At 62.6% G+C, this 20131-nt stretch carries 20 protein-coding genes; 13 read left to right on the plus strand and 7 right to left on the minus strand.

The window, feature by feature from the left end; translation table 11 throughout:
- The first annotated feature begins 60 nt into the window (after positions 1–60).
- From DCM80_RS20545 to DCM80_RS20560, 4 genes are read left to right on the plus strand one after another with little or no spacing between them, the layout of a single operon-like run.
- Positions 61–2568 (plus strand): alpha/beta hydrolase, encoded by a 2508-nt coding sequence (locus DCM80_RS20545; RefSeq protein ID WP_373569361.1) that lies wholly within the window; start codon positions 61–63, stop codon positions 2566–2568.
- Positions 2569–2578: 10 nt separating this feature from the next.
- Entirely contained in the window at positions 2579–3442 is an 864-nt protein-coding gene (locus DCM80_RS20550; RefSeq protein WP_257193383.1) for an alpha/beta fold hydrolase, read from the plus strand.
- 38 nt (positions 3443–3480) lie between these two features.
- The gene (locus tag DCM80_RS20555; protein ID WP_257193384.1) at positions 3481–3657 is read left to right on the plus strand and encodes a hypothetical protein; all 177 of its coding nucleotides are present in this window, start codon (positions 3481–3483) and stop codon (positions 3655–3657) included.
- A gap of 15 nt (positions 3658–3672) precedes the next feature.
- Positions 3673–4116 (plus strand): potassium channel family protein, encoded by a 444-nt coding sequence (locus DCM80_RS20560; RefSeq protein ID WP_257193385.1) that lies wholly within the window; start codon positions 3673–3675, stop codon positions 4114–4116.
- On the opposite strand, the gene DCM80_RS20565 is transcribed toward DCM80_RS20560, so the two are convergent.
- On the minus strand, positions 4097–4780 hold the full coding sequence (locus DCM80_RS20565) for a helix-turn-helix domain-containing protein (RefSeq protein ID WP_257193386.1): 684 nt from the start codon (positions 4778–4780) through the stop codon (positions 4097–4099). The genes DCM80_RS20560 and DCM80_RS20565 overlap by 20 nt on opposite strands.
- A gap of 339 nt (positions 4781–5119) precedes the next feature.
- On the opposite strand from DCM80_RS20565, the gene DCM80_RS20570 reads away from it, so the two are divergent.
- The 3 genes from DCM80_RS20570 to DCM80_RS31255 all read left to right on the plus strand — a co-directional run bounded on the left by DCM80_RS20570 (position 5120) and on the right by DCM80_RS31255 (position 6739).
- Positions 5120–5749 carry a response regulator transcription factor gene (locus DCM80_RS20570; protein ID WP_257193387.1) on the plus strand — a complete coding sequence of 210 codons (630 nt, stop codon included), beginning with the start codon at positions 5120–5122 and terminating at the stop codon, positions 5747–5749.
- 152 nt (positions 5750–5901) lie between these two features.
- Positions 5902–6252, plus strand: a complete 351-nt coding sequence (locus DCM80_RS20575) for a response regulator (RefSeq protein ID WP_306594456.1) — start codon at positions 5902–5904, stop codon at positions 6250–6252.
- Positions 6253–6373: 121 nt separating this feature from the next.
- A complete protein-coding gene (locus DCM80_RS31255) occupies positions 6374–6739 on the plus strand; it encodes a hypothetical protein (protein ID WP_306594458.1) in 366 nt (121 codons plus the stop codon).
- 200 nt (positions 6740–6939) lie between these two features.
- Here DCM80_RS31255 and DCM80_RS20585 read toward each other — a convergent pair whose 3' ends face one another.
- Positions 6940–7344 carry a L,D-transpeptidase gene (locus DCM80_RS20585; RefSeq protein WP_257193388.1) on the minus strand — a complete coding sequence of 135 codons (405 nt, stop codon included), beginning with the start codon at positions 7342–7344 and terminating at the stop codon, positions 6940–6942.
- 370 nt (positions 7345–7714) lie between these two features.
- Here DCM80_RS20585 and DCM80_RS20590 point away from each other — a divergent pair, with 370 nt between their 5' ends.
- Positions 7715–8380 carry a helix-turn-helix domain-containing protein gene (locus DCM80_RS20590; RefSeq protein ID WP_257193389.1) on the plus strand — a complete coding sequence of 222 codons (666 nt, stop codon included), beginning with the start codon at positions 7715–7717 and terminating at the stop codon, positions 8378–8380.
- A 16-nt stretch (positions 8381–8396) separates the two neighbouring features.
- On the opposite strand, the gene DCM80_RS20595 is transcribed toward DCM80_RS20590, so the two are convergent.
- Genes DCM80_RS20595 through DCM80_RS20605 form a run of 3 tightly spaced genes read right to left on the minus strand, consistent with a single transcriptional unit; the run spans position 8397 to position 11592 of the window.
- Positions 8397–8972 (minus strand): invasion associated locus B family protein, encoded by a 576-nt coding sequence (locus DCM80_RS20595; protein WP_257193390.1) that lies wholly within the window; start codon positions 8970–8972, stop codon positions 8397–8399.
- 28 nt (positions 8973–9000) lie between these two features.
- Positions 9001–9894 (minus strand): alpha/beta hydrolase family protein, encoded by an 894-nt coding sequence (locus DCM80_RS20600; protein WP_373569419.1) that lies wholly within the window; start codon positions 9892–9894, stop codon positions 9001–9003.
- A 9-nt stretch (positions 9895–9903) separates the two neighbouring features.
- Complete coding sequence (locus DCM80_RS20605) at positions 9904–11592, minus strand: aspartate:alanine exchanger family transporter (RefSeq protein WP_257193392.1); 1689 nt, start codon at positions 11590–11592, stop codon at positions 9904–9906.
- 60 nt (positions 11593–11652) lie between these two features.
- Here DCM80_RS20605 and DCM80_RS20610 point away from each other — a divergent pair, with 60 nt between their 5' ends.
- The 5 genes from DCM80_RS20610 to DCM80_RS20630 all read left to right on the plus strand — a co-directional run bounded on the left by DCM80_RS20610 (position 11653) and on the right by DCM80_RS20630 (position 18710).
- Positions 11653–11961 carry a hypothetical protein gene (locus DCM80_RS20610; protein ID WP_257193393.1) on the plus strand — a complete coding sequence of 103 codons (309 nt, stop codon included), beginning with the start codon at positions 11653–11655 and terminating at the stop codon, positions 11959–11961.
- Entirely contained in the window at positions 11958–13655 is a 1698-nt protein-coding gene (locus DCM80_RS20615) for a SulP family inorganic anion transporter (RefSeq protein ID WP_257193394.1), read from the plus strand. Before DCM80_RS20610 ends, DCM80_RS20615 begins: the two co-directional genes overlap by 4 nt.
- Before the next feature lie 138 nt (positions 13656–13793).
- Positions 13794–16547: a decarboxylase gene (locus DCM80_RS20620; protein WP_257193395.1), complete on the plus strand. Its 2754-nt coding sequence runs from the start codon at positions 13794–13796 to the stop codon at positions 16545–16547.
- 12 nt (positions 16548–16559) lie between these two features.
- A complete protein-coding gene (locus DCM80_RS20625) occupies positions 16560–18260 on the plus strand; it encodes an aspartate:alanine exchanger family transporter (RefSeq protein WP_257193396.1) in 1701 nt (566 codons plus the stop codon).
- 24 nt (positions 18261–18284) lie between these two features.
- Positions 18285–18710: a hypothetical protein gene (locus DCM80_RS20630; protein ID WP_257193397.1), complete on the plus strand. Its 426-nt coding sequence runs from the start codon at positions 18285–18287 to the stop codon at positions 18708–18710.
- Between the two features lie 67 nt (positions 18711–18777).
- On the opposite strand, the gene ppk2 is transcribed toward DCM80_RS20630, so the two are convergent.
- Both ppk2 and DCM80_RS20640 read right to left on the minus strand, forming a co-directional pair.
- Positions 18778–19578: a polyphosphate kinase 2 gene (gene ppk2, locus DCM80_RS20635; protein WP_257193398.1), complete on the minus strand. Its 801-nt coding sequence runs from the start codon at positions 19576–19578 to the stop codon at positions 18778–18780.
- A 45-nt stretch (positions 19579–19623) separates the two neighbouring features.
- Complete coding sequence (locus DCM80_RS20640; RefSeq protein WP_257193399.1) at positions 19624–20079, minus strand: hypothetical protein; 456 nt, start codon at positions 20077–20079, stop codon at positions 19624–19626.
- Positions 20080–20131: the final 52 nt, after the last annotated feature.

Consider the following 20131-nt stretch of genomic DNA (forward strand, 5'->3'; position numbering starts at 1 on the left):
CAAAGGATGCCGCGCGGCGCCTCCTAGCGTCCGATCAAGCAATCGCAGGAGGAAATCGCCATGAAGGGGAGTGAGGCCATGCGTCGCCTGCTCGTGAGTGCAGTTTTGCTGCTGATCGGCACCTCGCTCGCGCTTGCGCAGCCGTTCACGCGCCGCTCGTCGCAGATGCAGCACGATGAACTGAAGAAGACCTACGAAATTGCGAACTTCCGGCTCGGCGGCAAGTACGACCTTTCCGATCGCTCGAAATGGGAGAATGGCGGCGAGGGCGGCGTCACGCTTGAATCGCTGGGCGCAGGCAAGCTGCGGACCGCCTATATCGCGATCGGCAATGCCCGCCGCAACGCGGCCGGCGAGATCACCAATGCGGTGATCGTCAATTCCTACTATTCCGGCGATTCCACCGACATGTACGAGCAATGGGTCAAGGGCGCCGCCTTGTCGGGTGGTGTGCCCATCATCGGCCCGGGCCGGCCGATCGATACCGATCGCTATTATGTCGTCATGGTGGACCCGCTCGGCACCTGGGGTGCCAGCAAGCCGTCCGACGGGCTCGGCATCAAGTTTCCCCAATACAGCTACTACGACATGGTACAGGCCAACTACCGGATGCTGCGCGACGGCCTGAAGATCGCGCGCGCCGCGCTGGTCACCGGCGTCTCTATGGGCGGCACCCAGACATACGTCTGGGGCGTGATGCACCCGGAGTATGTCGGTGCGATCATGCCTATCGGCGGCACTACGCAGTCGGATGGCGATGACCCCGTCGGCAACTGGACCTTCCAGATGATGACCGCCGCGATCGAGGCCGATCCGGTCTGGCAGGCCACCAAGGGCGACTATTACAAGCTGCCCAAGGAGAAACACCCTGTGCCCGGCGTCGCCTTCGGCTGGTCGATCCTGGGCATGACAGGCTACGATTTCGCCTTCCGCACGAGCCAGAACTGGAAGGCGGTGCAGCCGGAGATCTTCTACTGGGACCCGCCGAACGAGAAGGCGGGGCTGAACGTCACCAATCGCGCCAAGCTCTATGACGCCGTCGATCTCGTCTGGCGCAACCGGGTCGGCGAGACCCACAACGTCAATCCCTATCTCGGCCGCATTCGCTCGCGCACGCTCGTGATGCACATCACCAACGACCTTTGGCTGAACTTCAAGCTGGCCGAGAAGGCAGTTGACCGGGTCCCCGGCGCAGACCTCATCGCCCAGGAAAGCCCAGTTGCGCACTACGGTGTGTTCCCGATCATCAACCAGCGCAAGAACGATCCGAAGTTCGTCGCCTTCATGGACGACGTCGCGGCGCTGGATCGCGCGCAGACGTTCGATGACAAAAACTACCGGGTAGCTGGTGTGGCCGAGAACATCGATCCGAAGAAATCCTTCTGGAAGGAGTTCGTGACCTATCCCTATCCGGTCAAGTATGCCAACGCCAAGGACAGCAGCGGCAACTCCTGGCAGATCGGCTACATGGACGAGTATGCCGGCACCGACAGGGATCCGAAGGTGCTGGTCATCATCCATGGCAAGGGCGCCTTCGCCGGGCACTACGGCAACGTGATGCAATATGCCCTGCGCAGCGGTGTGCGTGTGATCGCGCCCGATCTGCCGCACTACGGCATGTCCGGACCCGGCAATCTCGACAAGAGCCCGGCTCGCACCATGCAGGACATGCGCGAGGTGATCTACGACCTCGTCGTCAACCAACTCGGCGTCAAGAAGGCGTACTATCTCGGCCATTCGCTGGGCGGCCAGTTCGTGATGGGTTACGCTCTGACGTGGCCGGATGCCGTCCAGGGTCTCGCCCTCGAAGCGCCCTCCGGCCTCGAGGAATATCCGCGCGACATCACGATCGCCAAGGACAAGAAGGCGAGACTGTTCGACCAGGCCTTCGACCACGACTTCGACAAGTGGAAGGCAGCCTGGGGTCCGACCGGCATCCTCGACGCCGAGATGAAACGTTCGGAGCAGAATGTCCGCGACTTCTTCTACTTCAAGAAGCGCGATCCCGAGACCAACGTGGTCTCGGCCTCCAAGAGCGGCTACTTCTTCAGCGACAGCGAATATGCCCGCCTTCACACCGAGCAGCGCGTCGGCTTGATCAAAGGCAATCCGAAAGAACTCGAACAATGGTGCAACGTCTTCATCTATGACGTCTACACCATCGGCGCCGAGCTGCAGCAGGACAATCCGAAGAACCTCTACGAGCGGCTGACCCAGATCAAGGCGCCGATCTTCCTCTCGTTCGGCGACAAGGAGCCGTTCATCCCGACACCGGCTTTCAACGGACTGACGGATCTTGGCCGCGACGCCATCACACCCTTCATGTCGCGCATGACCAATGCCGGCAACCGGCCGCTTCTGAAGATCTATCCGGAAACCGGGCACTTCATTCACACCGACAATCCGGTGGAATTCCCGGCGGACGTCGTGGATTTCGTGACCAGAGGAATGGTCGACACCTCTTCTCCGATGGGCACGGATCGCATGATCAAGGGCGCAGTGGTCTCGGCATTGCCGGTGGCGCCGACGCCCCCGGGCGCGGCTCCCACGGCCGGCCTGAACAAGTAGGCCCTCGATCATGCCAAGAGTGCAGGCGGGTGAAGTCCAGCTGGGCTGGCGGGAGTGGGGGGGAGGCGACGTCACCGTCGTCTTCGTCCACGGCAATCTCGCCAGCAAGGACTGGAACGAGCTCGCCGCGCCGCTATTTCCCTCGGGGCTGCGCGTGATCGGCATCGACTGGCGCGGTTGCGGCGATAGCGACCGGCCAAAGCCGGTCGCGGACTATTCCAATTACGCCATGCAGCAGCATGCGCAGGATATGCTCGCCGCCCTCGATGCGCTCGGCATCCGGTTCTGCCACCTCGCCACCCATTCCACCGGCGGCATCATCGCCGCGCGGATGCTGCTGATGCAGCCGCAACGGTTCGGGCGGGTATTCGCGCTCGATCCGATTACGCCGTTGGGCATGGCGTTCAGCGCCGCTCAGATCGACGTCTTTCGCGCGATGATGGCGAGCAAGGAGGTGACGCGGGCGGTAATGGCGACTGCTGCATCCTCACTGTTCGTGCCTGAGAGTCTTGCGCCGCACTCGGTACCGCGGTTTCGGGAAGGGCTTGGAGATATCCAACGCTTGTTCGAGCGTATCCTCGAGCAGACCTTCAGCGTCTCCGAGGGTATCTGGATCGGCACGCCCGTCAATCTCAATCGGGAGTGGGAAAGCAAGGAACTGGAGCGTCGAATGGCCGAAATCCGGCATCCGCACCTGGTGCTGTGGGGAGAGCGGGACGGGTGGATTCCGCCTTCGGATCTGCGAGCGATGGCGGCGGCGATGCCGGACTGCCGTCTCGTGATCGTGCCCGGTGTGGGACATTCGATGAACCTCGAAATTCCGGCGCTGTATGCCGGCTATTTCGGTGCCTGGTTCGGAGGACTAGCGAGATAGCAGCATCGCTATCGGCACATCAGGACGAGGACAGTATCATGGCCGGCACGACCAAGCTCTCGGTTGAGAAGGCGCTCGAAAAGCTGCGCCGCGACGAACTGCAGAAGACCGGGACGGAGCAGCGCGACGAGAAGATCGAAGCGCTCCAAAAGGAGATCAAGCGCATGAGAGCACAAAGGCAGCGCCTCGACCCGACCTCGCGCAAGCGCAGTTGAGCTCGTTCGGCTCGGATGGCAGTCCAATTCCTGGCTGGCGGTCTCGTCAGCGCGATCAACATCATGATCCATGCGATTGTGACGGTCGGTGCAATCGGCATCGCTCGGGCCGCCGGGTTGAGGCATACCCACCGACCGAGGCTGCACCTGATGGCCGTCATGGTGGCGACGGCAGCGGTGCTCATGCTCGCGCACACGCTAGAAATCCTGGTCTGGGCACTCGCCTACCTGATCCTGGGTGCTGCGCCAGCGGAATCCGATCTGCTCTATTTTGGGTTCGTCAACTACACCACGCTGGGTTACGGCGATATCACGCCGGTTCAAGCATGGCGTTTGATCGGGCCGATGACCGCCATGAACGGCATTCTTCTGTTCGGCTGGTCGACCGCCGTGCTGTTCGAACTCTTGCGCAAGACGCTGGCGATCGGCGCCGGCGGCTTCAGCTCTGCAGATCGATAGTGGCGAGCTTTTGTCGGTCCGACAGCACGATCTGGCGCTGTGTGTTGCCGACAAAATCGATGATGCCGAACTCGTGTAGCCTGGACAGGGCGCGTGACACCGTCTCCAGCGTCAGACCAAGATAGTCGGCGATATCGCGTCGCGACATCGGCAGCGCTATCACGTCGGTCCTGGTCAGTCGCTGATCCATCTCCAGAATGAAGGCGGCGACCCGTTCCAGCGACGTCTTGCGGCCCAGCAGCAGCATGTGATCTTCGGCGTGCTGCAGGTTGCTCGTCGTCATGTTGAGCAGGTTGTTGGCAACGACCGGATCGCTGTCGGCCACCAGCTCCAGCGTTTGCCTGCGGATCAGCCGGACGGTGGTGTCCACGATCGCCTCGGCGGTGAAGCGGTGCGCACTGCCATTCTCCAGGCCAAAGATGTCGCCAGCGAGGTGAAACGCGCCGATCTGGCGCCGCCCGTCCGAGAGAAGCTTGTAGCTTCGCACCGCGCCCGTCTTGACCTGATAGACGTATTCGGCGGGTTCCTTCTCGCCGTAAATCTCAGTCCCCTTCTTGTATGAAAATTCGCTCAAACTGACGGTCGGATTCGAGCCGCTGGTCATTCCCAGGTCGTGAAGAGAATTGGGGCGGCGCGTGGGATCGGTTGAGATGCGTACAAACATGGCCAACTCCTAACGGATTGCTGAATAGTCTCAGATCAGAATTCCATTGCTAGGAATGCGCCGCGCTATCCCACTCCCGCCGGGGTTGATTTACGACTAAAGAGGATATTCCCGTCCATTGTCTCCAGGGACATTGTACCTTGGGACAAGGCCCAAGGGCGTGCCGGAATGAGACGGTCGACAAGTGATCTGCACGACGTGAAGCGACCTTTCGATTTAAGGTGTTTTTGCCAAGTACAAGATCGTTCAGAAGGAAGGATTTGCCTTCTGATTTGAGCGCTTTGAGCTGCGTGCCGCGCAAACGGCGCCTGCAGAAAATACGGCGGCTAAGAGGTGAAATTGCCCGGCCTTGTTTATGTGGTAGACGACGACGCATCTTTTCGCACCGCAATAGAGCGCCGGCTGCGATTCGCAGGTTACGACGTCGTCGTCCATTCATCGGCGGAGGACTTGCTCGATCATCTCCCAAGCGGGAAGAAGCCCGCTTGCGTGCTGCTCGACGTGAAGATACCGGGCCTGAGCGGTCCTGATCTGCAAAGTCGGTTGAACGATCTTGGTTCGACATTGCCGATCATCTTTGTCACGGGCTACGCCGATACGGCAACGACCGTGCGGACCATCAAGGCCGGTGCCGAGGATTTCCTGACGAAGCCGGTGTCATCAGAGCAGTTGATCGACGCCATCGAGCGTGCCCTGGCGCGGCACAATGCCGCACAGAGCCAGCAAAGCAAGCTCAGCTCGTTTCGGGCTCACCTATCATCGCTTACACCGCGCGAGCGGCAAGTGTTCGACCTCGTCGTGCGCGGCAAGATCAATAAGCAGATAGCTCACGAACTCGGCACGACGGAGCGAACGATCAAGGCGCATCGCCACCAGGTCATGGAGAAGATGCGCGTCCATTCGTTCGCAGAACTCGTGTCGATCGCGGAGCGACTTGGGTTGATCGATCCGGGCGCCTCGAACGACTAGGACATGCCCCCTGTACGAAGGGACAATATCACAGGTTATTGACGGGCCCGACTTTCGAAGCGCGCAATGCGCCGGACGAAGCCGCAAGGCGCGCTACCTTCGCTTGTCTCGAAAGAAGGCCGGGCATTGTGCTGCCATACAGATCAATTTACGTGGTCGATGATGACCCGTCCTTCCGAAGAAGCATGAAGCGGCTTCTCCGCGAGCACGGTTACGACACCACGCTGTTCGACTCGGCCCGGGCGCTGCTCCAGCATCAGAATTTCGATCAGGCTCTTTGCATCGTCTTGGACGTCGACCTGGCTGGCCATTCCGGCATCGATTTGCGCCGTCAGCTTGCGGCCAGAGGTATTGCGGCGCCCGTCATTTTCGTCACCGGCAACAACAGCAACGTCTGCCGGTTGGCGGCGATGACGTCCGGCTGCGCAGCTTATCTGAACAAGCCCTTCAAGTCTGGTTCGCTCATCGCCTTGATCGAGGCAGCGTGCGGGCGTCCAGACTAGCTTGGCCTCGGCGATCCCAATTCCGTCCCGCCGTTCCAATTGAAGGTCTGTTGATCTTTATCAACGGTCCAGCAATGGGATGACCCACGCTGGAGCTCTCACCAGATTGGAAGAGACGAGCATGACGGGAATTGCCAAGCGTCTTGAATGGCCTGCAATGGTCGTGAGCGCTGAGCCCCACTTCGTGCCGTCTGTAGTTGCGAAACAGGAGATGCTCATGAAGGTGACGTGCACGTTCTTCAGACCGGCCACCCTCGGCGCAATGGCGTTGAGTGCGTCATTGGCCATTCTGGCTGTCTCGGTCAGCAGTGGCCCGGCAGCCGCGGTGGTGTATTGCCAGTATGTCGATTACCCGCCGAGTTGCGTCGCAAGACCCGGCGTCGTGCTCAGGCCGCGCCCGGTCGCCCGTGCCGCCGCGCGCGAAGCGGTGCGGCCCGGAACACCGATGAATCGCGGCGGCCCGGTGAACCGGGTTGGGCGCCGCTGAGCTTGCTACTCGTGCCCTGCGCGCTAATGAAACCCCCGGCTTCAGGCCGGGGTTTTGCTTGATTGAACGCACCTCCGAACTCGTGCAACGACAGGGCTGGAGAGGAGGGCACTGCGCAGAGTGACGCATGTGCAGCCAAGCTTGCGGCAGATCAGCCGGCCCAAATCAGGCAAAGCGGTCCGCAAGCCTCCCACCTGGCGTCAGGGCGAGATCTCGATCGTCGTATTCTGAGCTCCCTGAGCCTGGATCAGTTCGAACAGCGTTTGCGCCTGGTGTGGCGCCAACCGGATGCAGCCGTGGGATACGGGACGTCCGAGATCGCGGACTTCAAATGTCCCATGAATTGCATATCCGCCGTGGAAGAAGATCGAATGGGGCATCGGCGTGAAGTCGTAGAGCCTGGAATAATGCATGCGCTGGAGAGAATAGGGCCGGTACGTGCCGGTGGGAGTGCGGTATTCACGCCGCGCCGTCGAGACCGGCCAAGTCGCATACTCGGCTCCGTCAACGCTGACCTGCATCGTCTGGATGGAAAGCTGGACCCGCACCGCGACGGCTGCGTGAGCGCTTTGACCAGCGAAGCCGAGAAGCAGAAGGACGGTCAAGATCAGGGATGAGGGCAATCTTGCAGGCATTGCGGTTCTATTCAGCATTAGCGAATTGGCAGAGGTGGCGCCCCGATGGGATCGAGCCGATCGCTTTCGAGCACACAGCGGAGATGCATCCCGAACCCGTTGCAGGCTAAGTGAGTTTCGGCGTGCGTTGTTGATCCGACGCAAGTCCGCGCCGCTGAGGTCTCCTGTCGGTTTCTGCAATCCGGTGCCTTGGAGGTGCTTTGATACTGAATTCGCAAGCGAGCGTGGCGGCCGCGTCCGGGCAAGTACGGAGGCCGCACTGAGTTTGCCGCAGATCAAGTTCGCTCGGCCGTGCTCTGCCTAGCATTCGTGCATTGTTAGTCCAGTCGGAGTGCTTCAGATGCTGCTCAGGACCAACACCTCCAGCATCCGTCCGGTTGACGGCCATCTCGCAGCACTCGCCGGCGAGCGCGTGTTCTGCAGTGAATTTAGATATCGCAGAGGGACGGAAGTTTTCGGCGAAGGCGAGGAGACGGAGTACGTCTACCAGATCATCTCCGGAGCCGTGCGGACCTACAAGCTGCTCGCCGACGGTCGCCGCCAGATCAATTCTTTCCACCTGCCGGGCGACATGTTCGGGCTCGAGAACGGCTCGACGCATCGTTTCACTGCGGAGGCGGTCATTGAGACCCGGGTCCGCATAACCAGAAGGCGCAGCCTGCTCGAGACGATGCAAAACCGGCAATCCGGCGCTTCGAGCTTTCTTGGCTTGGTAACGCGGTATCTTCAGCACGCGGAAAACCACATGCTCCTGCTCGGCCGGAAGACGGCGCTGGAGCGGATGGCTGCGTTTCTGCTCGAGCTCGACGAGCGGCTCGGCCAACCCAGCGTGCTGGTCCTGCCGATGAGTCGTCGCGACATCGCTGACTATCTCGGATTGACCCTCGAAACGGTCTCGCGCGCGTGCTCCACACTGCGCGACCAGAAGATGCTGAAGTTCGAGGGGGCGACGCAACGCCAGATCGTGCTGCTCGACCGCAAGGGTCTTGCCGAGCACGACGCTTGAGAACGGGCGTGGCTCGTCACTCCTCGATGTCCTGCTCCAACGTCTGGGCCGGCGGTCCATTGTGAGCGGTGCTGAACTGAGCGAGCGGCAGGGAGGTCGACAACGACAGCAGGTTGGAATCGACGACCTCCAGCGTTAGGATCTTTCCTGCGTCCATCTCCTTGATCAGCTTCGAGCTCGCCACGTCGGCTGCGATGCAGCCGTTGCTGAGGCACCAATTGTAGGGAATCGAGTGATACGCGCCGGTGTCCACCTTCAGCTTGGCTGGCGTCCGCAGGTACATGCCGACGGGCACGAAGATCTGAAGGCGCGCATTGCCGCCCTTCTCACGTTCGATCAGATCGATCCGAACCGCCATTTGGCCGGTTTCATAGGTGCCCGAAATCGAGGTCCTGCAAAGCAGCGGCGCGCCGGCGGCTTTGAAGCAGAGCTTCTTCCAATCGCCGTATCTGATGTCGTTTGCCGTGCGCTGTCCGCGGGGCGTGATCTCGGCAAGGGCGGGCGCTGCGGCGGAGGTCGACAGCAGAAGGACCGCAAGAACCGCATTGGTGAGACACGCTGGCCGTGCCGTTTCGCGATGAGAGCGTGCCATATTGTGCACTCCGGGGAGCTCGTGGCGACTATTTGAGTTTGTCGAGAAAACTGGACACGAGAGGCGACCAGATCGGGACCGCATCCGGCGAGCCGATGAAATAGTGCCCCTCGCTGCCGAACGGCGGCATCAGGTGGTATTCGGCCTTGCCCCCGGCGGCCGTGAAGGCCTGATGCATCCGCTTCGACAGTTCTGGTCCGAAGAACGTGTCGTTCTCGATGTAGATCCACAGCATCGGAACTCGCGAGGTGCGGCCGAATTCGCCCGTCGTCTCGACCAGCCTGTCCGGTGCGCAGTTATTATTCGGTTTGCCATCGACCCTGCCGCCGCGGCCCGCCGCGAAGGTGATGATCGCCTTGACTTGCGGCGGGTTCAGGCTCGACAGCGCGATCGAGGCCCATCCGCCGGCGGATTGTCCAACCACGATCACGCCGTCGGGCAGGACGCGCTTTTCGGCGACCATGTACTGGATGATCCAGAGGTCGACCTGGGCGACGGCGAGGCCCGCGTCGCGGAAATTCGGATTGGTGCAATTGCCGACCTTGGAGAAGAACGGGCCGTAGAGCCCGCGCTCGGGGATGTCGATCGCGGAAGCGCCATATCCGGTTCCGACCGGTGCCACCACGAGGTAGCCTTGCCTGGCGAACCATTTGGCGGCGTCACGAAACTCGACAAGCGGCAAGAAGCTGCGCTCGGTCGGGTTGAGCGAGACGCCGTGGTTCATGATCACAAGCGGGAAGGGGCCTTCGCCCACGGGGCGCACCAGATAGGCGAACATCGGGAGCGGTATCGGCAGCGCCCAAATCTCTTCCTGAATGCGTCGCGGAGCTGCTTGTTCATCGGCATAGGCAGGACCTGCAGAGAAGGTCAGCAGGAGCAGTACGGCCCCCAGCAGTCGTCGGATCAAGCGATGATAGGGCATCATACCGCCTCACCCGGTAAAGGTGGCGGCCACAATGATCGGTCCAAGCACCGTCAGGACGACGTTCCCGACGGCATAAGGCACGGCGACGCCGAGCACCGGGGTCTGGCTTTCGGCGACCTCGCAGGCGCCCGTCACCGCGGCATCGACCGTCATGGCGCCGGCCAGCGCACCGCAAGTGACGACCGGGTTCATGCGCAGCACGTGATAAGCGAACAGCGTCGCAACGATCAGCGGCACCAGCGTGACGACGAGGCCCATGCCGACCAGCAGCAAACCGTGCGCCTGGATTGCGATCCAGGCCGCATGGCCGTTGCCAAGGCCGATTGCGGCAATGAAGCCGCCGAGGCCGATGTCGCTCAACGTCTGCTGCGCAGCGGGCGGCATCGCGCCCATGGTCGGCCGGCGCGACCGCAGCCAGCCGCAGACAAGGCCCGCGATCAAGGCCCCGCCTCCGCCGCCCAGCGTCAGCGCAATGCCTCCGACCTTGAAGCTGATCAAACCGGCCAGCAAGCCGGCGGCAATGCCGGCCGCGAGAAAGGCGATGTCGGTACGATCGCCGGCGCGCAGGATCTGCCCGACCTGCGCGGCTGCGCGTTCGATGTTGCGGCTGGTGCCGACGAGGGTCATGACGTCGCCGACATAGATCCGCGTGTCGGGGCTGAGCGGCACCTCGCGTCCCATCCGGGTCAGGGCTCGCAGGAACACACCGCGCGCATTGCTGCCGACGCGATCGGCAACGTCCTGGACCGAGCGGCCGTGGAGCTTGCGGTTGTCGACCAGCACGTCGACGACATTGCCCGGCATGGCCTTCAGGATTTCATCGGCGTCGATCTCGGTGCCGAGCACCGGTCGCGCGGCGACGATCACCGCTGTCCGTCCGGCGATCACGATGTCGTCGCCAGCCTCGAGCACGGTGTCGAGATGCGGCTCGATGTCGGCTCCCTGGCGCACGATGCGCTCGATGACGGTGCGGCTGCCGATCTCGTCCTCGATCGCCTTCACGGTTCGGCCGGCGGCCGCCGAGACGCGATAGGCGCGCGCCTGGAATTTGCGATAGTGCAGGTTCTCGGTCTTGGGCGGCTCGCCGCCGGCAAGTTCGATTTCGAGCTTCTTGGCTTCTTCCTTGAGGTTGACGCCCATCAGCTTAGGCGCAACGAATGGCACGAAGATCAGCGTCAGGATGTATCCGAGAACGTAGGTCACCGCGTAACCGGCGGCGATATTTGCTTCCTGCTGCTCGAGCAAAGCCTTCGGCAAGCCAAGCTGCGCCAGGGCGCCTGAGGCCGTGCCGATGACGGAGGATTGCGTCAGCGCACCTGCAGCGAGGCCCGAAGCGGTGCCTGGATCGAGCCCTACCGTAAAGGCAAACGCCAGCACGACGATCAGGCCCGTCCCGCCAAGCACGAGCGCCATGGCGACCTGGGCCAGAGTGCGGATGCTCAAGGAGGCGAAGAATTCGGGTCCCGATTTGTAGCCTATCGTGAACACGAACAGGCTGAACAAGATGATCCGCAGCACCGACGGAAACGCGAAGCTGCCGAGTTGACCGATCAGCACGGCGACGATGAGCGTGCATGCGGTGGTTCCGATCGAGAAGCCGCGGATCCTGACCCGGCCCAGCAAGGTCCCAAGAGCAACTGCAAGCAGCAGAAAGATTTCGGGAGCGGTGGAGATGATCCACCTGATGGTGTCCATGGTCGCCATTCCCCAGCGCATTGGTCCCGATGGATTGAATCCTCAAAGCCCCTCGGAGCTTTGATTCAGGTCAAGCCTTCTCTGCGCCCGCGCGGCCTCAATGGACCATCGCCCGGATCGGCGGCACACGACGTATCGGATATGAGCTCACAAGGCATTGCCGCGACTTCATTGCTGCGCCGCGACGAAACGATCGCCGTCGCGCCGATCCTGGCCATCGCGGTCGGCATCGTGATCGCCGCCTGGCTGCGCCGTGATGCGGGGGCGAGAGCGAGTGCCATCAGCACCTTGGCCGAGATCCCGCTTCCTGTGGTTGCTTTGCTGATCGTGGTGCGCTGCGAAGCCGCGCCCTCCGAGGCAAGCTCATGAAGCCGCCGTCTGGATCGCGGCTGGGGTGGATGCGTTTGCTCCCGCCGTTTGGCTGGCTTTCCGCGTATCGGATGACGTGGCTGCCCTCCGACGCGGTGGCCGGCGTCACGCTGGCCGCGTACGCAATTCCTGTATCGCTCGCCTATGCAGCGCTTGCAGGCCTGCCGCCGCAGATCGGTGTCTACGGCTATATTCTCGGCGGCATCGGCTATGCGCTGCTCGGCTCATCCCGCCAGCTCGCCATCGGCCCGACCTCGGCCATCTCGCTGATGATCGCGGGCACGGTCGGGTCGCTCGCCGCAGGTGATCCGGTTCGCTATGCGCAGATTGCAAGCCTTGTTGCCTGCGCGGTGGCGCTGCTGTGCCTGATCGCCTGGTTGTTCAAATTGTCCAGCCTCGTCCGCCTGGTCAGCGACAGCATCCTGGTTGGCTTCAAGGCGGGCGCCGGGCTCACCATCATCATGAGCCAACTGCCGAGCCTGTTTGGCATTCCCGGCGGCGGTCGCAATTTCTTCGATCGGGCCATCCACATCGCGCGCCAGCTTGGCGATACGAATCTGCTGGTGTTGACGGTCGGTGCCGTTGCGCTCCTGCTGTTGCTGCTCGGCGAGCGGCGCCTCCCGGGCCGCCCGGTCGGCATCACCATCGTGGCCCTCGCGATCGTCGCGGCCACGCTGCTTGGGTTGCCCGCCATGGGGGTGCCGGTTACCGGCAAGATCCCCGAGGGATTACCGACCCTTGCCGTTCCAACCTTTGGGCTGGTTGAGCCCGAGGAGCTGTTTCCCATTGCGGCGGGTTGTCTCTTGCTGGCCTATATCGAAGGCGTGTCCGCCGCACGCAGCTTCGCTGCCAAGCACGGATATGCGCTCGACGTTCGGCAGGAATTTCTCGGCTTGGGCGCCGCCAACCTTGCTGCGGCATTCGGCCACGGCTATCCGGTCGCCGGCGGGTTGTCGCAATCGGCGGTGAACGACAATGCCGGCGCGCGTACGCCACTTGCACTGGTGATCTGCTCGGTCACCTTGGCGCTGTGCCTGTTGTTCTTCACAGGGCTGCTGACCAATCTTCCCAAGGCGGTGCTGGCCGCGATCGTCTTTGCCGCGGTGTACAAACTGGTGGACATTCCGGCGCTGTGGCGGATGTGGAAAGTCAGCCGGATCGATTTCTACGCGGCAGCCATCGCGCTGATTGCGGTGCTGCTGCTCGGAATCCTTCAGGGCGTGCTGCTCGCTGCGATCGCGTCGATCTTCCTGCTGCTGGCGCGGGCGTCGCAACCGAATATCGCCTTCCTCGGCCGGCTGCCGGGAACCGGTCGCTATTCCGACAGTTCCAGGCATGAGGGCGTGGAGCCCCTTGTCGGCGTGATCGCTTTCCGCCCCGAGGCTTCGCTGCTCTACATCAATGCCGAGACCATCCTCGCGGCCGTGCTGAAGGCGCTGGCCAGATCGGTCGATATCAGGCTGGTGGTCTGCGATCTCTCGGCATCGCCCTATATCGATCTCGCCGGCGCGCGCATGCTGCACGATCTCTATGACGAACTCGCCTCCCGTCACGTCGCGCTTTGCATCGTTGGCGCGCACGCGCAGCTGCGCGACCTCCTGCGGGCGGAAGGGCTGGCCGAGAAGACCGACAGCGCACAATGGCTGCGGACGCTCGATAACGTGCTGGGCGGCAGCGACGCGAGGGCCGGTTAAGCGTTGTTGCGTTGCGAGATGCATGCGCGCCGCTGATGTCGTCCAAGATCATTCAGACCGTTGACTTGGATCAATGGAGCGCAGGTCCGCAAGGCCACGATCCCGCATCACAATTGCCACTGGGATCGGGAGAGAGACATGTCGAAGGATGCCAACTCCGCAGAGAAGCGTATCGATCGATTTTTTTCCGGGCCCGGAGCCCGGGCCGATGATTGGCGCGATCTCGTGGAAGCAGCGAAGACCTGGGCGCGGGCCGGCAATCGCGCGGCCTACGATGCGGCGTTGGCCGAGCTCTCGGTCACCGAGGAGTTTCATGGCTATCCCGGCCTGCACCTGATGGCGGCGTTGCGGGAAGCCGCAGCCGCCGGCGACGGGGCCACATCGTTCGCGCTTGCGACGAAGATCGCCCAGGCGCTGGCGACCCGGTCGTTCCGTCAGCATGCCGGCGACTGGAGCGCGAAGGACGAGGGCAATGGCGATGTGCCCGAACTGGTGCCGCCGTCGTTTGGCGGGCCCACGGCGCGCCGGCCCTATTTCGAAACCCTCATCGTGACCGGCGTGTCGTCCAGCCAGTGGCCGGCACTCGCCGCCGAATGGCGCAAGCTGCGTCGTCCGATCGACGGCTTCATCTATGAGCCCGTTATCGTCGGCAGCCTCGAAGACGCGTTCTGTGCGACCATGCTCAACCCTGATATCGCCGCGGTCATCATCAACGAGGGTTTTGGCCTGCGGTCGCGGCACGACGCGCCGGTGCTTCGCTCGATCATGGCGACCGCCGGCCTCAAGGACGAAGCCGACGCCTCCGCGCTCCGGCTCGCCCAGATCATCAAGCGCGTCAGGCCGGAACTCGACCTCTACATGATCTCGAACCGCGACGTCGAGGAATTGGCAGGTAATCCCGAAGCCAGCGTCGTCCGCCGCATCTTCTATTCGGTGGAAGAGCTGCTGGAGCTGCATCTGTCGATCCTCGAAGGCATCCAGGACCGCTACGACACGCCGTTCTTCGACAATCTCAAGAAGTATGCGCAGCGTCCGATCGGGACGTTCCACGCGCTGCCGATCGCCCGTGGCAAGTCGATCTTCAAGTCCGACTGGATCCGCGACATGGGCGAGTTCTACGGCCCGAACCTCTTCCTGGCCGAGAGCAGCGCCACCACGGGCGGCCTCGACAGCATGCTGGAGCCGACCGGCAACATCAAGAAGGCGCAGGAGAAGGCGGCAAGGGCGCTCGGTGCCGATCGCGTCTTTTTCGTCACCAACGGCACGTCGACATCGAACAAGATGGCGGTGCAGGCGCTGCTTGCTCCGGGCGATATCGCGATCGTCGATCGCAACTGCCACAAGTCGCATCATTACGGCATGGTGCTGGCGGGTGCGCAGCCGCTCTATGTCGAAGCCTTCCCGATGACCGAATATTCGATGTACGGCGCCGTGCCGCTGAAGACGATCAAGCAGGCGCTGCTCAATGCCAAGGCCGACGGCCGGCTCGACCGCGTCAAGATGGTCGATCTCACCAACTGCACCTTCGACGGACACATCTACAACACGCGCCGCGTGATGGAGGAATGTCTGGCCATCAAGCCGGACCTGATCTTCCTGTGGGACGAGGCCTGGTTCGGCTTCGCGCGCTTCTCGCCGTTCCTGCGTCGGCGCACCGCCATGGGCGCCGCCAATGAGATCGAGGCGTGGATGCACGATTCGAAGTCCGTGGCGGCCTATGAGAAGCAGCAGGCCGAACTCGGCAAGAACCCGTCGGACGAGGTCCTGCTCAAGACCAGGCTCATCCCGGACCCGCGGCAGATCCGCCTTCGGGTCTACCAGACCAACTCGACCCACAAGTCGATGTCGGCAATCCGGCAAGGCTCCATGCTCTCGGTGAAGGACGTCGAGTTCCATACGGTCGAGCAGCAGTTCAAGGAGGCCGTGTTCACGCACGCCTCCACCAGTCCGAACCAGCAGCTCATAGCCAGCCTGGATATCTCGCGGCGGCAGATGGAGCTGGAGGGTTACGGCCTCGTGGCCAACGCGATCGAGATCGCGTTCGCGATCCGCCATGCCGTCAACAACAATCCGCTGATTTCGAAATATTTCCGTGTGCTTGGCGCAGACGCCATGGTGCCGGCACAGTACCGCCAGAGCGGCTTTACCGATTATCTTGCGGCCGGCGTGAACTGGGCGAATACGCTGAGGAGCTTCGACGAGGACGAGTTCTGCCTCGACCCGACCCGCATGACGCTGGTGTGCGGAACGGCCGGCTACGACGGCACGCAGTTCAAGGGCATTTTGGCGAGCGAGTACAACATCCAGGTCAACAAGACCTCACGCAACTCGGTCCTGGTCCAGTCCAACATCAACAACACCCGGAGCGACGTCGCGCATCTCATTCGCGTGCTCGCCGAGATCGCGGGCGAGATCGATCGTGGGCTGGCCCAAGGTGGCGCCAATGCGCGGAAGACCTTTGAGGCACGGGTAATGAGCCTGATGAAGGATGTGCCCGATCTGCCGAATTTCTCGCAGTTCCATCCGAGCTTCCGCGGCGATGCGGGAGCGAAGACCAACGAGGGCGACATCCGCACCGGCTTCTATGCCGCTTATGACGTGGCGGGCTGCGAGCATATCCGCCTGAACGATCCCGAGATCGACAGGCGGCTGAAAGCGGGCCCAGAGCTTGTCTCGGCAAACTTCGTCATCCCGTATCCGCCGGGCTTCCCGATCATGGTGCCGGGCCAGGTCATCACCCAGGAGACCATCGACTTCATGCGCAAGCTCGATGTGAAGGAGATCCACGGCTACGACGCCAAGGAAGGTCTCAAGCTCGTGCGCACCGAAGCCTTGGCGAAGATCGGCAGGCCCAAGCCGGCCGCGGCGCCAAAGCTCAAGGCTGCATCTTAGAGGGGATCGCACATGCAGGGCTTTTTCACATTCCTTCAGCAGTACCCGTATCTGCTGCTGTTCTTCGTCGTCGGCCTCGCCGTCTATATCGGCCGGGCCAGCATCAAGGGGTATGGTCTCGGCATGGTCGCCGGCGCCATCGTGGTGGGGGCGGGCCTGTCGGTGTGGGCCTCCACCTACGGCGTGAAGCTCGAGCTGAATAACTTCGCCAAGAGCCTGTTCTACTACCTCTTCATGTACGGTGTGGGCTTGCGCGTCGGTCCTTCCTTCGTCAACAGCCTGAAGGGCGACGGCCTCAAGTTCTGCATTCTCGCCGTCGTCTCGAGCGTGCTCGGCCTTGCGCTGGTCGTGATCGGTGCAAAGCTGTTCGCGCTCCCCCCAGGCGCGGCAGGTGGCATGCTGGCGGGATCGCAGACCATGTCGGCCGCCATCGGCTCGGCCGAGCAGGCCGTCACATCAGGTGTCGTCAAGCTCCCTGCGGGCATGAAGCCCGAGGACGCCTCCGGCATGATCGCGCTGTCCTACGGCATCACCTACATCTGGGGCACCGTCGGCATCATCCTGATCTGCAAATATCTGCCGCGTTGGTGGGGCGTCGACGCCAAGGCCGCCGCGAAGCAGTATGAGCAGGAGTTCGGCGTCAAGGATCTCGAAGGCGGCGGCCTCACCGGCTATCGCCAGTTCGGGCTGCGTGCCTATCGGCTGGAGAACCCTGCGACCGCGGGCATGAGCATCGCCAAGTTCCGCGCCATGAATCCGGAGTACCGGATCGTCAACGTGGGGCGGAACGGCGAACCGCAAGGTGCCGATGCCGATCTCGTGCTACAAAAGGGCGATATCGTCGCGCTTGGCGGCTCGACCGAGCATCTCACAGACAAGATGGGCCTGATCGGTCCCGAGGTCGCCGACGCCAAGACGCTCGGCATTCCCATGGACCAAGCGGACATTCTCGTCACCAACAAGGACATGGTGGGGCGCACGTTCGAGTCCTTCCGTGACACCGCGATCGCCGGCCAGTTGCAGGTGACCAAGGTCGAGCGCGGCGGCGTGCAGATCCCGGCTGGTCTCAAGACCAAGCTGGAGCGGATGGACATCGTCTCGGTGGTCGGCTTGAAGTCCGCTGTCAACGAGCTCGGCGAGATGTGGGGCCGCATTGCGCGGACCAACACGTCGACTGACCTGCTGACCCTGTCGGTCGGCATGATCATCGGCTTCCTGATCGGCATGGTGGAGTTCCCGGCGTTCGGTGCCAAGATTGGCCTCGGCAATGCCGGCGGGCTGTTGCTGTCGGGCGTGATCGTCTCCTCAGTCGTGTCGCGGCTGCGCTTCTTCGGCAACACGCCCAACGCGGCCCGCAACGTGCTCGAGGATCTCGGTCTGGTGGTCTTCGTCGCCATCGTCGGTGTCAATGCCGGCGCGGGTCTGTTGGCTCAGCTCACCGGTGCGGTTGCGCTGAAGATCTTCATCGTCGGCTTCATCGCTTGCACGATCCCGCCCTTCATCGTTTGGGCGATCGGGTTCCACGTGTTCAAGATCAATCCGGCCGTGCTGATGGGCGGCGTGGCAGGCGCCCGCTCGCATTCCGGTCCTTGCCGCGAGGCTGCGGTGGAGATCCAGAGCTCCGTGCCCTGGATCGGTTTCCCGGTCGGCTATGCCGTCTCGGGCATTCTGCTCACCGTGTTCGGTTACTTCGCAATGCTTCTGGCTCAATAGGCGAGCCAAACTCAGGGGAAAGTCATGAAGAAACTGGTTGCTGTTGCTGCTCTGGTCCTCGGTGTCGCCGGCTTCAGCGCGCCCTCGCGCGCCGAGACCGGCGACGTCGTCGTGGTCTTCACCAAGGGCGGCTTCATCGTCGGGGTGGGAGGCGGAGAGGGCGTGCTGCGCCTGCGCGGCAAGACGTATCCGTTCACCGTATCGGGCATGAGCGTCGGTCTGACCGTGGGTGCATCGACGACCAAGTTCGTCGGGCGGGCCCTGAACTTGCGCGGCCCGGCATCGCTCGAAGGCTCTTACGCGGTGGGCGGCGCCGGCGGTGCGGTTGCGGCCGGTGCAGGAGCGGTGCAGCTGCAGAACGCCAACGGCGTGATCCTGCAGCTCAGCGGGCCGAAGGTCGGCGCCGAAGTGTCGGCAGCCGTCGGCGGGGTCACGATCCGGCTGAAATAGGTTTATCGTTGAAAATGAAACAGGCCGCGCAGGGCGCGGCCTGTTTCGTGTTCGACTGGATCCTCGTTCAGTATCGCTCCTCGACGAACTTCATCCCGCGCAGGCTGGCCTGGTCGTTGTAGCGTCCCTTGTCGGAGCGCGGCGGCAGCTTGACCTTGTCTTTCCTGATCCGCTTGTATGGGATCGAATCCAGCAGATGCGCGATGCAATTGAGCCGGGCCCGCCGCTTGTCGTCGGAGCGGACGATGGTCCAGGGCGCATGCCTGGAGCTCGTTGCCTCGAACATCAGATCGCGTGCCTTGGAATAATCGTACCAGCGGCTGTAGGACTCGGTGTCCATCGGGCTCAGCTTCCATTGCCGCAAGGGATCGTCGATCCTGGCCCGAAACCGCCGCTCCTGCTCCTCCATCCCGACCTCGAGCCAGATCTTGATCAGGATGATCCCGCTCTCGACGAGATGCTTCTCCATCTGCGGGCATAGCGCGAGGAACCGCTTGTGGTCCTCGGATGAGCAGAAGCCCATGACATATTCCACGCCGGCCCGGTTGTACCAGCTTCGGTCGAAGATCACGACCTCGCCGCCGGCCGGGAAATGCTGCATGTAACGCTGGATGAAGAGCTGCGACTTCTCACGGTCGGACGGCGCGGGAAGCGCGACCACCCGGAACACGCGCGGACTGACCTTCTCGGTGATCGCCTTGATCGTGCCGCCCTTGCCCGCGGCGTCGCGGCCTTCGAAGAACACCACGACGCGCAGCTTCTTCTCCTTCACCCAGTCCTGGAGATGACAGAGCTGCACCTGGAGCTTCTCCAGCTCCTTTTCGTAGGTCTTGCGCTTCATCCGCGCGCCGGCTTCGTCCTTCGCCATGCCCTGCCTTTCGCTATGCCCAATCAAGTCCGGCAAAAGGAATGATCAATCGCCCCAGGAAATCGTGACGCCGATGTCGCCGGGCATACCGCCAGGAAAATCGATGATCTGGTAACTGATGCGATAGCCGCGCGGCTTCAGATAATCGGTCCAGAGCTGGAAGATCTCCTTCGGGATACCGGTCAGCGTGTTCTCCCAGCCCGGTTCCTGCTGGTTGATGGCGCGACCCTTGTCGGTGCACAGCGTGTTGGGAAAGCGATACACCTGCACCTCGGTCAGCCCGTTTCGCACTGCACGCTGGATGATGGTGGCGGCAAGCTGGATCTTCTCTTCCTCGGTCTTGCCGGAAGGTTTGCTCAGCCGCTCGATCAAGGCGCGCTTTTCGTCCTCCGCCGCGGCGGCGAGCCGGGCATACTGCTCCGCCTTTTCGGCCTCCTTCAGGGCGGCTTCCTTGCGGATTTGCATGGCATTGGGGATCAGGGCGTCGAGATTGGCGGACATTGCCGATGTCTCCTGCTGCTCGGTTTTCACTGCTTGAGCAAGGCTAGGTCGG

Origin of the sequence: Bradyrhizobium sp. WBOS08 (assembly GCF_024585125.1) — a bacterium.
GTDB classification, from domain to species: Bacteria; Pseudomonadota; Alphaproteobacteria; order Rhizobiales; family Xanthobacteraceae; genus Bradyrhizobium; species Bradyrhizobium japonicum_B.

What these genes read in the sequence shown, in the direction of transcription:
- ppk2 (WP_257193398.1), bottom strand. Translation starts at nt 19,578, where the DNA reads ATGGCGAAGGACGAAGCCGGCGCGCGGATGAAGCGCAAGACCTACGAA.
- DCM80_RS20555 (WP_257193384.1), top strand. Translation starts at nt 3,481, where the DNA reads ATGGCCGGCACGACCAAGCTCTCGGTTGAGAAGGCGCTCGAAAAGCTG.
- DCM80_RS20625 (WP_257193396.1), top strand. Translation starts at nt 16,560, where the DNA reads ATGCAGGGCTTTTTCACATTCCTTCAGCAGTACCCGTATCTGCTGCTG.
- DCM80_RS31255 (WP_306594458.1), top strand. Translation starts at nt 6,374, where the DNA reads ATGACGGGAATTGCCAAGCGTCTTGAATGGCCTGCAATGGTCGTGAGC.
- DCM80_RS20620 (WP_257193395.1), top strand. Translation starts at nt 13,794, where the DNA reads ATGTCGAAGGATGCCAACTCCGCAGAGAAGCGTATCGATCGATTTTTT.
- DCM80_RS20640 (WP_257193399.1), bottom strand. Translation starts at nt 20,079, where the DNA reads ATGTCCGCCAATCTCGACGCCCTGATCCCCAATGCCATGCAAATCCGC.
- DCM80_RS20550 (WP_257193383.1), top strand. Translation starts at nt 2,579, where the DNA reads ATGCCAAGAGTGCAGGCGGGTGAAGTCCAGCTGGGCTGGCGGGAGTGG.
- DCM80_RS20600 (WP_373569419.1), bottom strand. Translation starts at nt 9,894, where the DNA reads ATGCCCTATCATCGCTTGATCCGACGACTGCTGGGGGCCGTACTGCTC.
- DCM80_RS20565 (WP_257193386.1), bottom strand. Translation starts at nt 4,780, where the DNA reads ATGTTTGTACGCATCTCAACCGATCCCACGCGCCGCCCCAATTCTCTT.
- DCM80_RS20615 (WP_257193394.1), top strand. Translation starts at nt 11,958, where the DNA reads ATGAAGCCGCCGTCTGGATCGCGGCTGGGGTGGATGCGTTTGCTCCCG.
- DCM80_RS20630 (WP_257193397.1), top strand. Translation starts at nt 18,285, where the DNA reads ATGAAGAAACTGGTTGCTGTTGCTGCTCTGGTCCTCGGTGTCGCCGGC.
- DCM80_RS20560 (WP_257193385.1), top strand. Translation starts at nt 3,673, where the DNA reads ATGGCAGTCCAATTCCTGGCTGGCGGTCTCGTCAGCGCGATCAACATC.
- DCM80_RS20605 (WP_257193392.1), bottom strand. Translation starts at nt 11,592, where the DNA reads ATGGACACCATCAGGTGGATCATCTCCACCGCTCCCGAAATCTTTCTG.
- DCM80_RS20590 (WP_257193389.1), top strand. Translation starts at nt 7,715, where the DNA reads ATGCTGCTCAGGACCAACACCTCCAGCATCCGTCCGGTTGACGGCCAT.
- DCM80_RS20595 (WP_257193390.1), bottom strand. Translation starts at nt 8,972, where the DNA reads ATGGCACGCTCTCATCGCGAAACGGCACGGCCAGCGTGTCTCACCAAT.
- DCM80_RS20545 (WP_373569361.1), top strand. Translation starts at nt 61, where the DNA reads ATGAAGGGGAGTGAGGCCATGCGTCGCCTGCTCGTGAGTGCAGTTTTG.